Origin of the sequence: Flavobacterium sp., from assembly GCF_041392085.1 — a bacterium.
GTDB lineage: Bacteria > Bacteroidota > Bacteroidia > Flavobacteriales > Flavobacteriaceae > Flavobacterium.
Map to the genome: position 1 here is coordinate 145,876 of NZ_JAWKMW010000010.1, position 15,100 is coordinate 160,975.

The 15,100-nt window shown below is 31.9% G+C and carries 13 protein-coding genes; all 13 read left to right on the forward strand.

The features are described from left to right. Positions 1-3: 3 nt before the first annotated feature. From R2782_RS10215 to R2782_RS10275, 13 genes are read left to right on the forward strand one after another with little or no spacing between them, the layout of a single operon-like run. Positions 4-1,203: a beta-ketoacyl synthase gene (locus R2782_RS10215; protein WP_371268138.1), complete on the forward strand. Its 1,200-nt coding sequence runs from the start codon at positions 4-6 to the stop codon at positions 1,201-1,203. Beyond that, a complete protein-coding gene (locus R2782_RS10220) occupies positions 1,200-2,261 on the forward strand; it encodes a beta-ketoacyl synthase N-terminal-like domain-containing protein (RefSeq protein WP_371268139.1) in 1,062 nt (353 codons plus the stop codon). The genes R2782_RS10215 and R2782_RS10220 overlap by 4 nt, the downstream gene beginning before the upstream one ends. Continuing rightward, positions 2,255-3,031, forward strand: coding sequence for a polysaccharide deacetylase family protein (locus R2782_RS10225; protein ID WP_371268140.1), 777 nt, complete (start codon positions 2,255-2,257; stop codon positions 3,029-3,031). Before R2782_RS10220 ends, R2782_RS10225 begins: the two co-directional genes overlap by 7 nt. Further along, positions 3,021-3,647, forward strand: a complete 627-nt coding sequence (locus R2782_RS10230; protein ID WP_371268141.1) for an outer membrane lipoprotein carrier protein LolA — start codon at positions 3,021-3,023, stop codon at positions 3,645-3,647. Before R2782_RS10225 ends, R2782_RS10230 begins: the two co-directional genes overlap by 11 nt. Then, entirely contained in the window at positions 3,613-4,245 is a 633-nt protein-coding gene (locus R2782_RS10235; RefSeq protein ID WP_371268142.1) for a hypothetical protein, read from the forward strand. Before R2782_RS10230 ends, R2782_RS10235 begins: the two co-directional genes overlap by 35 nt. A 7-nt stretch (positions 4,246-4,252) precedes the next feature. Then, complete coding sequence (locus R2782_RS10240) at positions 4,253-4,867, forward strand: outer membrane beta-barrel protein (RefSeq protein WP_371268143.1); 615 nt, start codon at positions 4,253-4,255, stop codon at positions 4,865-4,867. 27 nt (positions 4,868-4,894) lie between these two features. Next, positions 4,895-5,266: a 3-hydroxyacyl-ACP dehydratase gene (locus R2782_RS10245; RefSeq protein WP_371268144.1), complete on the forward strand. Its 372-nt coding sequence runs from the start codon at positions 4,895-4,897 to the stop codon at positions 5,264-5,266. A 1-nt stretch (position 5,267) separates the two neighbouring features. After that, positions 5,268-5,753: a hypothetical protein gene (locus R2782_RS10250; protein WP_371268145.1), complete on the forward strand. Its 486-nt coding sequence runs from the start codon at positions 5,268-5,270 to the stop codon at positions 5,751-5,753. Positions 5,754-5,763: 10 nt separating this feature from the next. Next, positions 5,764-6,933 (forward strand): DUF2062 domain-containing protein, encoded by a 1,170-nt coding sequence (locus R2782_RS10255; RefSeq protein WP_371268146.1) that lies wholly within the window; start codon positions 5,764-5,766, stop codon positions 6,931-6,933. 7 nt (positions 6,934-6,940) lie between these two features. Further along, the gene (locus R2782_RS10260) at positions 6,941-10,612 is read left to right on the forward strand and encodes a 1-acyl-sn-glycerol-3-phosphate acyltransferase (protein ID WP_371268147.1); all 3,672 of its coding nucleotides are present in this window, start codon (positions 6,941-6,943) and stop codon (positions 10,610-10,612) included. Further along, the gene (locus R2782_RS10265; protein ID WP_371268148.1) at positions 10,609-12,141 is read left to right on the forward strand and encodes a phytoene desaturase family protein; all 1,533 of its coding nucleotides are present in this window, start codon (positions 10,609-10,611) and stop codon (positions 12,139-12,141) included. The genes R2782_RS10260 and R2782_RS10265 overlap by 4 nt, the downstream gene beginning before the upstream one ends. Beyond that, positions 12,138-13,802: a C45 family autoproteolytic acyltransferase/hydolase gene (locus R2782_RS10270; protein ID WP_371268149.1), complete on the forward strand. Its 1,665-nt coding sequence runs from the start codon at positions 12,138-12,140 to the stop codon at positions 13,800-13,802. The genes R2782_RS10265 and R2782_RS10270 overlap by 4 nt, the downstream gene beginning before the upstream one ends. After that, positions 13,799-15,091, forward strand: coding sequence for a phenylacetate--CoA ligase family protein (locus tag R2782_RS10275; protein ID WP_371268150.1), 1,293 nt, complete (start codon positions 13,799-13,801; stop codon positions 15,089-15,091). The genes R2782_RS10270 and R2782_RS10275 overlap by 4 nt, the downstream gene beginning before the upstream one ends. Positions 15,092-15,100: the final 9 nt, after the last annotated feature.

Sequence of the window (15,100 nt, forward strand, 5' to 3'; positions counted from 1 at the left end):
TAAATGAATAAAAGCGTTGCAATTACCGGTATGGGAATCATTTCTTCAATAGGAAATTCTGTTGAAGAAAATTTTCAGTCGTTAAAAAACGGTAAAACCGGAATTTCCACTATCGAAAATTTAGAAACAATTCACAAAGAAGCGATTAAAGTTGGTGAGATAAAATTATCTAACCTACAATTAGCTCAAAAGCTTAATTTACCTAACAATCATAATTTTTCCAGAACTACATTATTGGGAGCAATTGCGGTATGCGAAGCTATTGAAAATGCTGAAATCAGTGATATAAATGATTGCCGTAGCGGATTTATTTCAGCTACTAGTGTAGGTGGAATGGATCTCAACGAAAAGTATTTTTATGATTATTATGAAGATGAGTCACTCAAAAGATTCATCAATAGTCATGATGCCGGCGATTCATCCAATCAAATAGCTGATTATATTGGTTTGAAAGGAATGGTAACCACAGTTAGTACAGCTTGTTCTTCGGCTGCCAACGCTATTATGTTGGGATGCAGATTAATTCAATCCGGACAATTAGATCGCGTTATTGTAGGTGGTACAGACGCTTTGGCAAAATTTACTATCAATGGATTTAAAACGTTGATGATTTTATCAGATACGTACAACACACCTTTTGATAACGATAGAAAAGGTTTAAATCTTGGAGAAGCAGCAGCTTTTTTAGTATTAGAATCAGATGATATTGTCCAAAAAAATAATAAAAAGGTATTGGCGTATGTTAGTGGTTTTGGCAATGCAAATGATGCTTTTCATCAAACTGCTTCATCAGAAAATGGAGAAGGAGCCTTTTTAGCCATGCAAAAAGCATTCAAATTAGCTAATCTTCAACCTAAAGATATCGATTATATCAATGCACACGGTACAGCAACACCGAATAACGATTTATCGGAGGGTAGAGCTATTTTGAGAATTTTTAATGATAATGTTCCTGATTTTAGTTCTACAAAAGCTTTCACAGGACATACTTTGGCTGCCGCAGCAGCCATCGAAGCAGTTTATAGCGTTTTAGCTCTTCAACATAATTTGGTTTTTCCAAATATGAATTTTAAAAAACCAATGGAAGAATTTAATTTGATTCCGCAAACCACTTTGAAAGAAAAAACCATTAATCATGTGCTGTCGAATTCGTTTGGTTTTGGTGGAAATTGTTCAACATTACTATTTTCTAAAAGCAAATGAAAAAGAGTTATATCAATGGTATAGGATGTATTTCTGCTCAAGAGGTGGTAGATTCCGATTTTTTGTCTAAAATTGAAATCAATACAACCGAAACAGTAGTTAAGGCAAAGCAACCCTCTTATGCCGAAGTTATTTCACCCTCTTTTATCAGAAGAATGGCTAAAGGGGTAAAAATGGGAATTTTCACATCTACTCAAGCATTAAAAGAAGCCAATCTTGACATACCGGATGCTATTATAACCGGAACAGGATTGGGTTGTCTGGAAGATTCTGAAAAATTTTTAAAAGCCATTTTAGACAATAACGAACAATTTTTAACGCCAACATCATTTATTCAATCTACACACAATACAGTTGCCGGACAAATTGCACTTGGTTTACAATGCAAAGGGTATAATTTTACTTATGTTAACGGTGCTATTTCGCTTGAAACAGCACTATTGGATGCCAAACTTCAAATTGAAACAGAACAGGCCAACTCTGTTTTAGTGGGCGGAATTGATGAAACCGCTCAACACAATATTGATGTACAACGCATAGCCGGAAACATTAAGAAAAAGGAGGATTTACCGTTTCCAATTTTAAATCCAACTTCAAAAGGAATGGTTTTGGGAGAAGGATCAAGCTTTTTTGTATTGGAAAACAAACAAAAAACAAATACATATGCTTCATTAGAAGCTGTTTCAATCCAAAATTCATTAGGAATTGATGAAGTTCAACAATATATACAATCCTTTTTGGATAGCAATAATGTCCGTTTGGATGAAATTGATTTAGTTGTGCTTGGCAATAATGGTGATGTAGAATTTGATGTTTATTTTAATCAGGTGAGTAACTTATTCAATTTTACACCTCAAGTATATTATAAACATCTAAGTGGTGAATTTTACACGGCTTCGGGTTTTGCACTATGGATGACTCTAAACATCCTGAAGAAACAATCTATACCAGTTGATGTGAAAATGAATTCTATAGAAAAAGAGAGCTATCAAACGGTTTTACTGTATAATCAATACCGAGGGAAAGACCATAGTTTAACCTTACTAAGAAAATGCTGAAACATAAAGAAATAGTTCTTTTTTGTGTTGTTGTTGTAGTGGTTTTGTTTTTTCTCAACTTTTTTACAGCAGTTCATTGGGCTTTTTTTTTACTTCTTTTTTTTATTTGGTTTGCAATAACGACTTGGGGGTCGTTTGATATACGATTGAATTATTTTACAAAAGCCTATTGTTCAAAAATAAAATCTAAAGAAAAGGAAATTGCATTGACGTTTGATGATGGGCCGCATGAAATGACTGAAAAGGTTTTAGATTTATTGAAGCAATTCAATGTGAAAGCAACTTTTTTTTGTATAGGAAAGCAAATTGAGACTAATCCTGATCTTTTTAAAAGAATTATTGCAGAAGGTCATTTAACCGGTAATCACAGTTACTCTCATTCTAAAAATTTTGGATTTTTTTCTGTTCAAAAAGTTTTAGACGAAATTTTTGCAACAAATCGAATGGTTTATGAGTTGACAGGTTTACAAATGAAATTTTTTCGTCCACCGTTTGGTGTTACTAATCCAATGATTGCCAAAGCATTGTTAACAACTAAACATCATGTTATTGGTTGGAATATTCGTTCATTGGATACAGTCTATGAAAATGAAAACACTATTTTTGAACGCGTTAAAAATAAAATTAAACCCGGCGGAATCATTCTCTTACATGATACTTCTCAAAAATCGGTTAACGTATTGGAACGGTTATTGTTATTTTTGGAATCGGAAAACTATTCAATTGTTCCGATAGACAAACTTTTAAATATTTCGGCATATGATAATTAGAATTTTGTTATTTGTTATTAGTTTGCATTTTGCCGCTTTTGCCCAGGAGCAGAAAATGACTGTTTCAGAAATTAATTCATTCAAAACGAATGTTATTGCTGAAACAAAAGCTATAAAGTCTTTAAAAACCGATTTTATTCAATATAAACACTTAAGTTTTTTGTCCAAAGACATTGAAACTTCAGGAAAAATGTATCTTAAATCACCAAATCTGTTAAATTGGCAATATACTCATCCGTATCAATACAGTATTATTTTTAAAAACAATAAGGTTTTTATTAACGATCAAGGTAAAAAAAGTAGTATTAATGCAGGTAACAGCAAGATGTTCGAAAAAATAAACAAATTAATTGTGGGAAGCGTAAGTGGTAATCTTTTTGATGATGAAGAATTTACGATTGAATATTTCAAAAACAATCAATATTACATTACCAAGTTAACGCCAAAAACAGCCACTATTAAAAAGTACATAAAGTTGGTAGAATTATATTTTCCAATCGGGGAGCCAACTGTTTCTCAGGTAAGATTAATTGAACCTTCGGATGATTTTACAAAAATCGTATTCAAAAACAAACAAATAAATGCCAAATTTGATGATGCGGTTTTTAATCAGTAGCGGTTTATTTATACTTCTTATTTCTTGCAAAACGTATGAAGTTCCAAATGCAACTAAGTTAGAAAGTAACCAAAAAAAATTCCAAAATAGTTACTTTTCCGATTCTGTAAAAGACTATGTTTACAAAGCAAATATTGAAGTGTATGGAAAACAATTAGGTGGAGTTTTTGTTGCAAAAAAAATAAACGATACTCTGCATCGAGCCGTTTTAACTACCGATTTTGGGAATACGTTACTCGATTTTGAAGTTTCAGAAAATAGCTTTAAAGTAAATTATTGTGTGGAAGGATTGAATAAAAAAATTGTATTGAATACGTTAAAAAAAGATTTTAGATTAGTCTTCAGAGAAAAATATAGTGTAGAAGAAGTTTTTGAAAATCAAACACATACAATTTTCAAAACAAAAAAAGGAAATCATTTTAATTATTTATTCGAAAATAAATCGAATAAAAGGTTGACGAAACTCCTATATACCAACAAAACAAAAGAAAAAGTTGTTATCAGCTTTGAAGGAAAAAATACTACTTTTGCCGAAAAAATTAACATTGAGCATAAAAATATCAAATTAAAAATAGAATTAAATCAAATCACTAATTAAAATCATCATGAAAAAATTTTTGTTATCTGTTGTATGTTTGTTTTTATACAATGCTGTATGTGCACAAGTTACTTTTAGACCAGGAGTGAGAGCCGGTGTAAATTTCTCCCATTTTACAAAAGGAGATATTTACTATGATTATTATTATGACAACAATGGAAATTATATTGAAATAAGTAACGAAGATCAGTTTTCATCAAAAACAGATTTTTATGTAGGTGTTTTTGGAACTTTGCAACTATCAAGATTTTATGCTTTGCAACCCGAAATTGATTTTTCTCGTCAAGGCTCTAAGATTGAATACTATGATGGAGGTATAATGCGAAACGTTTCTAAAAAATTAGATGTTTCATATTTATCTTTTGCTTTAGTAAATAAGTTTACTTTTAATAATTTCAACTTTCATGTAGGACCAACAATTGATTTTGTGGTAGAAGAAAATTTTAGAACAGACAACGAAGTTGATTTAACGTTTTTATTAGGAGCAGGATATAATTTTAATAAAAATTTTGGTATCGAAGGAAGAATTAAAAAAGGAATTGTGCCTGTTTTAGATATGAATAGCAATCATAGTAATGTTGTGTTTTCACTTGGTGCAACTTATACTTTTGACGTAAAGTAAAAAAACATTATATTTAAAGAAAAAACCATGTTACTAAAGGATTTCTACACAGTTGAAAATATCGAGAAAATTTCAGATGAAAAATATAACGCCACTGTTTTTTTAAATAAAGAACATGCTATTTTCAAAGGACATTTTCCGGGAAATCCGGTAACGCCCGGTGTTTGTATGATGCAAATTATCAAAGAACTTTCACAGGAAATCTTGGGAAGTTCTTTGATTTTAAAAAGCTCATCCAATGTTAAATTTATGGCTTTAATTAATCCCGAAGTAAACCCAACGTTGCGATTGGAATTAGATTTTAGCGGAGAGTTAGATTCCGAAATTAAAGTAAAAAACACTACTTTTTTTGAAGAAACTGTGGCATTAAAATTATTCAACACCTACAAAAAAGCATAATTTGAAGTTTTTAACTTCCATACTATTTCTAGTTTTTTTCTCCGGTAGTCAAGATATTTCAACTGTGAGAGAAAATTATATTCAAGCTTCTAAATCAAAAGATAAAGCAGATGAATTTAATGAATTGATGGGAAAATATACCGGTGATAATAAAACTATGTTGGCCTACAAAGGAGCTTCAATCGCTTTAAAGGCGAAATTTGCTTCAGACAGAAAAACAAAAAAAGATCTCTTTATTAAAGGGGTGGCAATACTTGAACAAGCTGTAAAATTAGAGTCTTCAAATACAGAAATTAGATTAATTCGGTTGAGTATTCAAGAAAATACACCTAAAATATTGAACTACAAAGGTAATATAGAGGAAGATAAAAAGCTTATTTTATCTACATTTGACAAACAAAACAAAGCATTTAAAGAACATTTAAAAGCTTTTGTCATGCAGTCAAAATCGTTTACTGCACAAGAGAAGGAGTTTATCGCAAACTAACCCTTATTTTATGGAAACAAACGTAAAAGATAAAATTAAAGCGGAAACCTGCGTTATTATTCCAACCTACAACAATCAAAAAACACTTCAACGCGTTATTGATGGTGTTTTAAATCATACCCAAAACATCATCATCGTAAACGATGGTTCTACAGACGAGACATTTTCAATACTCCAAAAATATACTCCACTCACTCAAATTCATTTTTCTGAAAATAAAGGAAAAGGAGTTGCTTTGCGTGAGGGTTTTAAAAAAGCAAAACAATTAAGTTTTAATTATGCAATTACCATAGATTCAGATGGTCAGCATTTCCCTGATGATATTCCGTTTTTTTGGGAAGCTTTGGAAGCAGAGAACAATGACGTTTTACTCATTGGAAGCAGAAATATGAATCAGGACGGAGTACCTAAAAAAAGTAGTTTTGGTAATAAATTCTCCAATTTTTGGTTTTGGTTTGAAACAGGAATTACGCTTGAAGATACCCAATCAGGATATCGTTTATATCCGCTTAATGCCCTTCCTAAAAGGTTTTATACACGGAAATTTGAATTTGAGATTGAAGTAATTGTTCGAACCGCTTGGAAAGGAGTTTCGGTTAAAAATATTCCAATCAATATCCTGTATGATCCTAATGAAAGAGTATCTCATTTTCGCCCATTTCGTGATTTCAGTCGGATTAGTGTACTGAATACGATTTTAGTAATAATTACGCTGCTTTACATTAAGCCAAGAGATTTTTTTCGAAAATTTTTTAAAAAAAAGTTTAAGGATTTCGTTCGTGAGGATATTTTAGCCAGTTCAGATTCAAACTTCAAGATAGCAGCTTCCATCGCTTTAGGTGTTTTTATAGGAATTGCACCCTTTTGGGGTTTTCAAACCGTTTTAACCATTACATTGGCCACTTTTTTACGATTAAACAAAGTTTTGGCCTTTGCTTTTTCTAACATTAGTATACCACCGATGGTTCCAATAATTATTTTTGGGTCGTTAGAAATAGGAGCTCTTTTTGTAGGAAGTGCCAAACCATTGCATTTTCATCAATCAATTACATTAGATGTTGTAAAATCCAATTTATCACAATATCTTGTGGGGAGTTTTGTATTGGCAACTCTTGCCGCAATTGTTTTTGGAGTTGGAAGTTATTTTTTACTTTCGCTATCCAAAAAATCAACTAATTAAAAAGAACATGCAGCAAATTTTTATTGCAATTTATCGCTTTGTTGAGCGACAAAAAGTACTTGCTTTTGCAATAGGGTTTGCTATTCTGTGTGTTGCTGGATTTTTTGCCTCTCAAATTCAATTCGAAGAAGATATAACCCGTATAATTCCAAAGAACGAAAAATCAGATATAACAGCTAAAGTACTTCAGCAAATAAACTTTTCAGATAAAATTACGGTAATTTTCGAAAAAGAAAAAAACGGTTCTGAAGATAATTTGATTGAAGCAGCTTCTGTTTTTTTAGAAAAAACCACATCACTTAGTCAATATATTGAAGAAATTCAAGGCAAAGTCGACGATGATAATATTCAACAAACTATAGATTTTGTTTATAAGAACCTTCCTCTTTTTTTAGACGATGCAGATTATGAAATAATTGACCAAAAGCTTAACAACGATAGTATAGTCGCCCAAGTTGAAAAAAATTACAAAACCCTGATTTCGCCTACCGGAATAGTTGCAAAAGAATTTATCATAAATGATCCACTCGGAATTTCCTTAATTGGGTTGAATAAACTGCAAGAACTTAATAGCGGAGACGATTTTAAATTAAAGAATGGTTTTTTAATTACAAAAGATAATTCGAAGTTATTACTGTTCATCAACACTAAATTTCCAGGAACAGAAACTAAAAAGAGCCAGTTTTTTATTGAAAAACTGCAGCAGATTCAAAACAATCTTAATCTTGAATTTAAAGGAAAAACGGCTGTTTCTTATTTTGGTTCTTCCTTTATAGCAGTAGCTAATGCTAAGCAAATTAAGCATGATATTACTACTACGGTTTTTATATCCTTGAGTCTTTTAATATTAATTTTAGTCTTGTTTTATCGTAACATTTTGGTGCCTGTAATCATTTTTATTCCAACACTCTTTGGGGTAGCAATTGCGATGATGTTTCTGTATTTTATAAAAGATAGTATTTCGGCAATTTCATTAAGTGTTGGTGCTGTTTTACTTGGTATTACGATTGATTATTCATTACATATACTTACACATTATAAACACAACAACAATGTAGAATCACTCTATAAAGATATTGTAAAACCCTTGTTGATGAGTAGCAGTACTACAGCAATTGCCTTTTTATGCCTGCTTTTTGTACATTCAGAAGCCTTAAAAGATTTAGGTATTTTTGCTGCTATTTGTGTAATGGCTTCGGCTGTTTTCTCACTTTTGATTGTACCACATCTGTATAAACCTAACAAAAAAACTGTCAAAAGTTCAAGTTCTGTTTTAGATAGCGTTGCTTCTTTTTCATTCCATAACAATAAGTTTTTACTGACTTCCTGCTTGGTTGTTGTTGTGGTTAGTTTATTTACTTTCAAAAATGTTACTTTTAATAATAATTTGTCAGAGCTAAACTATGTTCCGGAAGAATTAAAAGTAGTAGAAAGTAAATTAGAAAAAGCAACCAATTTAACTTCAAAATCTATTTACCTCACTTCTTATGGTAACACCGTTAATGAAGCGTTGACTCATGCTAACGCGATTTATAAAGACCTTACGAAAAGAAAAGAAGAGAAGGAAATTTTGGCTTTTAATTCTATCGGTGGTTTAGTTCTTTCTAAAGAAGACCAGCAACAAAAAATAGAAAAATGGAAAACTTTTTGGACCAATGAAAGAAAAAGTTTTCTAGAAGAAAGTTTACAGGCAAATGGAGCATCTTTCGGATTTAGAAAAGAAACACACCAACATTTTTTTAACTTGTTAAACAATGATTTTTTACTCTTAAAATTCAGTGATTATGAAGCAGTTAAAGCGTTGTTTTTAAAAGAGTTTGTGTCGCAAAAAGACGGGTTTTATACTGTTTCTTCTTTGGTGAAATTAAATTCGAATGAAAGAGAAAATTTTATTCACGCTATTTCAAAAAAAGAAAACCTAGTTGTTATAGACCGACAACACATGAACGAAACATTTCTTGGTCAATTACGGGATGATTTTACCAGTTTGATAAATTATTCACTGATAGCTGTTTTGTTAATTCTTTTTGTCTTTTTTAAGAGAATTGAATTGGTCATTTTAAGTGCTATTCCAATTATTATTACCGGTATTGTCACGGGAGGATTAATGAATCTGTTAGGGTTACAACTCAATATTTTCAGCACTATAGTTTGTACAATGATTTTTGGATTAGGAGTTGATTTTAGTATTTTTATGACGAGTGCCCTGCAAAAAGAATATACATACGGCAAAAATGTATTACCGGCTTACAGGGCATCAATAATAATGGCAGCGATTACAACTATATTAGCCATCGGGACACTAGTTTTTGCAAAGCATCCTGCTTTGAAATCTATTTCAGCAGTTTCACTTATTGGTATTTTTTCAGCACTAATCATTACGTTTGTTTTTTACCCTATTCTATTCAAGATTTGTATTTTTAATCGGCCAAGAAAAGGTAATTCGCCTATTTCTCTACGGTTATTAATGCATTCTTCATTGTCTTTTGTGTATTATGGAACCGGTGGATTGATTTTTTCTTTTTTTGGAAGAATAATTTTATACTTCCTACCAGTAAATGCAAAGACAAGAACAAGTTGGTTTAGAAAAATTATTTCAAAGTTCATGAAATCGGTTTTATATTCTAATCCGTTTGTAAAAAAGAAAATTGTTAATCAATACAATGAAAAGTTTGATAAACCTGCAATTGTAATTGCCAACCATACCTCTTTTTTGGATACGTTAGCAACCGGAATGGTAACTCATCGGGTGATTTATTTAGTTAATGATTGGGTTTATAAATCACCCGTTTTTGGAGGCGTAGTTCGTTTAGCCGGTTATTATCCGGTTTCAAAAGGATTAGATGGGGGGGTAGAACATTTGAGAAAACGTGTGGAACATGGCTATTTATTGATGGTTTTTCCGGAAGGAACACGTTCAGAAGATAACGAAATAAAACGCTTTCACAAAGGAGCCTTCTATTTAGCAGAGCATTTTAATTTAGATGTTTTACCGATTTATATTCATGGAAATTCTGAAACACTTCCAAAGGGAGACCATATTATTTATGATGAAAATATTACCGTAATAATTGGTAAGCGAATTGAATCTTCCGATATTTCTTTTGGACAAACGTATTCTGAAAGAACAAAATCAATTAATAAACTGTTTAGATTGGAATTTGCCAAAATTAGAGCAGAAAGAGAAGATGAGAATTATTTTAAGAATAAACTTTTTTTGAGTTTTCTTTACAAAGAATCTGAAATTATTAAAGCTGTAAAGTCTGATTTTGAAAAGAATAAAAGGTTGTATTTTAATCTAAATGAAGATATAGCTTCATCAGCAAAAATTTTCCATTTAGCGGATGATTATGGTCAGCTCGATGTTTTACTCACTTTGCAACATGCCAAACGAAAAGTACAGAGTTACATTTGTGATGAAGTAAAAAGAAGCGTTGCAAAAACAAGTTATTTAGTTAAAAAACGTGATATTTGTTATATCGATAAATGGACAGAAATTGGTAATTTTGAGACCGTATTAATTTCTTCTAAAACAAATAAATCAATTGAAATAGATTTACTTTTAAAAGCAAGAAAAATCATTTTAATAAATCATTTAGAATTAAAAGAAACGATATTAAGTAAGGGATTTGTCATCTTAAAAGAAGAACCAACAAAATTAGTTTTTATTAAACCGTGAGTTTTGAAAATAAATATGATGTTATAATTGTAGGAAGCGGACTGGGAGGTTTGGTTTCTGCTATTATTTTGGCAAAAGAGGGAAAACGTGTTTGTGTGTTAGAAAAAAACAACCAGTTTGGCGGTAACCTACAAACTTTTGTTCGCGATAAAACTATATTTGATACTGGAATTCATTATATCGGTGGGCTCTCTAAGGGTGAAAATTTACATAGTTATTTTTCATATATCGGTATCATGGAACATCTTAAGTTAAAAAAGATGGATGAGGATGGTTACGATATCATTACCTTTGAGGGTGACCCAAATCAATACCCACATGCACAAGGCTATGAAAATTTTGTACAACAATTGTTAAGCTATTTTCCGGAAGAAGAAGAAGTGCTTAGAGAGTATTGTGCTAAATTAGTGTATGCCTGCGATTCGTTTCCGCTTTATAACCTAAAAAACGAAGGAGGCTATCAAAATGAAGTGCTTTCTATTAATGCCAAAGCATTATTAGATGAGTTAACACCAAATGAAAAATTAAAAGCCGTTTTAGCAGGGTCTAATTTTTTGTATGCCGGTGATGATTATAGAACACCTTTTTATGTTCATGCACTTTCTGTCAATTCCTATATTCAAAGTTCTTGGCGATGTTTAAATGGCGGAAGCCAGATTACTAAACAGCTCATCAAACAATTAAAAAAATATGGTGGTGAAACCTATAAGCACAGTGAAGTGAATGGCTTTGGTTTTGAAGATGGCAAATTAGTTTCTGCCAGAACCAAAAACGGAAGAGAATATTTTGGAGACATTTTTATATCTAATATTGAGCCAAAAACAACCTTGAAATTAATAGGGAAAGATAAGTTCAGAAAACCATATTATGACAGAATACAAAGTTTAGAAGTAATTATTGCACCATTTAGTGTTTATATTGTGCTTAAACCTGAAAGTGTTTTGTACCAAAATTATAATAATTATCATGTAAAGGATGCTACCCGAATATGGAAAGCAGCAGAATATACTCAAGAATCATGGCCTGAATGCTATATGATTTCGATGAATGTTTCTGAGGAAAATCAAGTTTGGGCAGAGAGTTTAACAGCAATTACTTATATGCGTTTTGATGAAGTTAAACAATGGGAAACTACCAAAAATACAGTTGCCAATAAAGAGGACAGAGGAGAAGAATATGAAAAATTCAAAAAAGACAAAATTGAAATTTTCTTAAACGAAATAGAAAAGAAAATTCCGAATATCAGAGAGTGTATTAAGTCTGTTCATGCTTCAACACCCCTCTCTTACAGAGATTATATTGGCGGACATAACGGTAATTTATATGGCTATGTAAAAGATTCCAATAACCCAATGAAAACATTTATTTCTCCTAAAACTAAGATAGAGAATTTGTTCCTTACAGGACAAAGCATCAGCATGCATGGTGTATTAGGCGTAACAATTGGTGCAGTAGTTACGTGTTCGGAGATAGTAGGAAAGGAATACCTAGTCAATAAAATCAACAATGAACTTCGGACAAAAGAATGAAATTCATATTTAAAATAATTTTTTTTCTACTTGTTGGAAATGTATTTTTAGCTTGTGGCATATCCAAATCATTGCAAAATAAGCCTTTGGCGGCTTCTTCCGAATTTGTAAAGCCTAATATTGAAAAGAAAAATGACTCGCTTTTTATTTCAGGTGAAAATTTTTTAATCAAAAACAAGCAACAGCTTTGGGAGCTTCATGTATCCGGTAATGAATTGCAGAGAGGATTGCTAATAGGGGGGTTGTCAGAAGATTTATTTAAAAAACAAGAACATATTTTCTTTTCAAAAATAAGGGAAATGGTTCCATCTGCCTTTAAACAAAAGTTAGTCAGACAATTTTTGAAATGGTATAATCGTAAACTTTACTTGCATATTCCGGAAGAGTTTAAAACTGAAATTTATGGTGTCTCTGAATATGCATCTGAAGATTTTAATACCATTGCACCTAAATACTTAAGAAGTCTTTACCTTCATGGGGCTCACGATATAGGTCATGCTTTACAGGATTTGGCTTTGGTGGGTTGCTCATCAATGGCGGTTTGGGGTGATAAATCAGAAGATGGGACTTTACTAATAGGAAGAAATTTTGATTTTTATGCCGGTGATGATTTTGCCGAAGATAAAATCATACAATTTATTAAACCCGAAAAAGGAATTCCGTTTATGAATGTCTCTTGGGGCGGAATGATAGGAGTTCTTTCGGGGATGAATGTTGAAGGGTTAACAGTAACCATTAATGCCGGAAAATCAGACATTCCGTTGGTAGCCAAAACACCTATTTCAATTGTAACCAGGGAGATTTTACAATATGCTTCTACTATTGATGAAGCCATTGCTATTGCAAAGAAGAGAGAAGTGTTTGTTTCTGAGTCAATTATGGTGGGAAGTGCCAAAGATAAAAAAGCCGTCCTTATTGAAATGGCTCCGGATAATTTTGATGTATATGAAGTGGCTAATTCAAGTCAATTGGTTTGCTCCAATCATTTTCAAAGCAAAGCCTATCAATCGGATGAACGAAATCTTAATCATATTAAAGAAAGCCACTCACAATACCGTTTTAAAAGGATGGTTGAGCTTTTAAGTGAAAATGACAAAATGAATCCGAAAAAAATGGCAGATATCCTCCGAAACAAAAAAGGTCTCGACGAACGCAATATTGGTTTTGGAAATGAAAAAGCACTCAATCAATTAAGGGCTCATCATGCTGTGATTTTTAAACCGGAAGAGTTGATGGTTTGGGTTTCTTCCAATCCCTATCAGTTAGGAGAGTTTGTCGCGTATGATTTAAAAGAAGTCTTTAGTAAAACGAAAGGAGATTTTACTATTTCAGCTAAAGTTTCTCAGAATATTCCGAAGGATAAATTTTTAGAAACGAAAGAATATAGAGATTATGAAAGGTTCAGAATTTTAGACCGAAAATTAGATACGGTTTTAAAAGAAAAGTTAACTTTGGAGAAAGGCTTTGCCCAAGAATATAAAAGTTTAAATCCTGATTTTTGGCTAGTTTATGCTCGGATGGGTGAGTATTATTATCAAAATGGATGGCTAAAAGCAGCTGAAATTGAATTTAAAAAAGCTCTTGAAAAAGAAATCACAACCGTTCTGGATAGAATAAAAATTGAAAATTATTTAAAAAAAATTAATAGAAAAATAGAATGATTCCAGCTATAGAAAAAGCTTCCACTAGAGAAATATATGCTTTTCAGAGTGAAAAACTGAAGGAATTAATGACCTATTTGAATCAAAACTCACCTTTTTATAAGCGTTTGTTCGCTCAGTATAAAATTGATACTAATTCAATTCAATCCCTGGCTGATTTGCAGCTAATTCCAGTTACAACTAAGACAGATTTGCAACAATATAACGATGATTTTTTTTGTGTTTCCAGAGATAGAATTGTCGATTATGTCACCACTTCAGGAACTTTAGGAAGCCCAGTTGTTGTTGGCTTAACAGACAATGACTTGGAAAGATTGGCATACAACGAAGCCATTTCCTTTCAATGTGCCGGAATTCAAAAAGGTGATACAGTACAATTGATGACCACAATGGATCGACGATTTATGGCAGGATTAGCCTATTTTTTAGGTCTGCGAAAATTAGGTGCAGGTGTTATTCGTGTTGGTTCCGGAATACCTGAATTACAATGGGATTCTATATTAAAATTTAAACCAACTTATTTAATTTCTGTTCCGTCTTTTTTGCTAAAATTGATTGAATATGCAGAGAGTCACCAAATTGATTACAAGTCATCAAGTGTCAAAGGGGTTATATGTATTGGTGAAGCTTTGCGGGATAAGGACTTTAATGCAACTTTACTCTCGGATAAGATAACACAAAAATGGCCTATTCAGCTGTTCTCATCATATGCTTCAACTGAAATGAGTACCGCTTTCACAGAATGCGAAAATTTTATAGGAGGGCATCACCATCCGGAATTAATTATCGTGGAAGTTTTAGATAGTGAAAATCAACCCGTAAAACAAGGAGAAGTAGGTGAGTTGGTCATTACTACATTAGGAGTTGAAGCAATGCCTCTGTTACGATTTAAAACAGGAGATATTGTTCAATTACACACTAATACTTGCCCGTGCGGTAGGAATTCCTTGCGTTTAGGTCCGGTTGTGGGTAGGAAACAACACATGATAAAATACAAAGGAACTACGTTGTATCCACCTGCAATGCACGATTTAGTGTCTTCTTTCGAAGAAATTGAAAATCATTTGATAGAAATTTTTACAAACGATTTAGGGACCGATGAAATTTTAATCAAGATAGTCACCAAGAATAACTCAGAACCATTTATCCACGAAGTGAAAAACCATTTTAAAGCTAAATTACGAGTCACACCAAAACTAGAGGTTGTTAAAAAAGAAGATTTGTTGCCGATTATTTTTTCTCCTAAAAGCAGAAAGCCAATTACTTTGATTGATAGAAGAGAAAATTAATTTTAAAAG

Coding starts and splice junctions, on each gene's coding strand:
- R2782_RS10215 (WP_371268138.1), top strand. CDS start 4: ATGAATAAAAGCGTTGCAATTACCGGTATGGGAATCATTTCTTCAATA.
- R2782_RS10220 (WP_371268139.1), top strand. CDS start 1,200: ATGAAAAAGAGTTATATCAATGGTATAGGATGTATTTCTGCTCAAGAG.
- R2782_RS10225 (WP_371268140.1), top strand. CDS start 2,255: ATGCTGAAACATAAAGAAATAGTTCTTTTTTGTGTTGTTGTTGTAGTG.
- R2782_RS10230 (WP_371268141.1), top strand. CDS start 3,021: ATGATAATTAGAATTTTGTTATTTGTTATTAGTTTGCATTTTGCCGCT.
- R2782_RS10235 (WP_371268142.1), top strand. CDS start 3,613: ATGCCAAATTTGATGATGCGGTTTTTAATCAGTAGCGGTTTATTTATA.
- R2782_RS10240 (WP_371268143.1), top strand. CDS start 4,253: ATGAAAAAATTTTTGTTATCTGTTGTATGTTTGTTTTTATACAATGCT.
- R2782_RS10245 (WP_371268144.1), top strand. CDS start 4,895: ATGTTACTAAAGGATTTCTACACAGTTGAAAATATCGAGAAAATTTCA.
- R2782_RS10255 (WP_371268146.1), top strand. CDS start 5,764: ATGGAAACAAACGTAAAAGATAAAATTAAAGCGGAAACCTGCGTTATT.
- R2782_RS10260 (WP_371268147.1), top strand. CDS start 6,941: ATGCAGCAAATTTTTATTGCAATTTATCGCTTTGTTGAGCGACAAAAA.
- R2782_RS10270 (WP_371268149.1), top strand. CDS start 12,138: ATGAAATTCATATTTAAAATAATTTTTTTTCTACTTGTTGGAAATGTA.
- R2782_RS10275 (WP_371268150.1), top strand. CDS start 13,799: ATGATTCCAGCTATAGAAAAAGCTTCCACTAGAGAAATATATGCTTTT.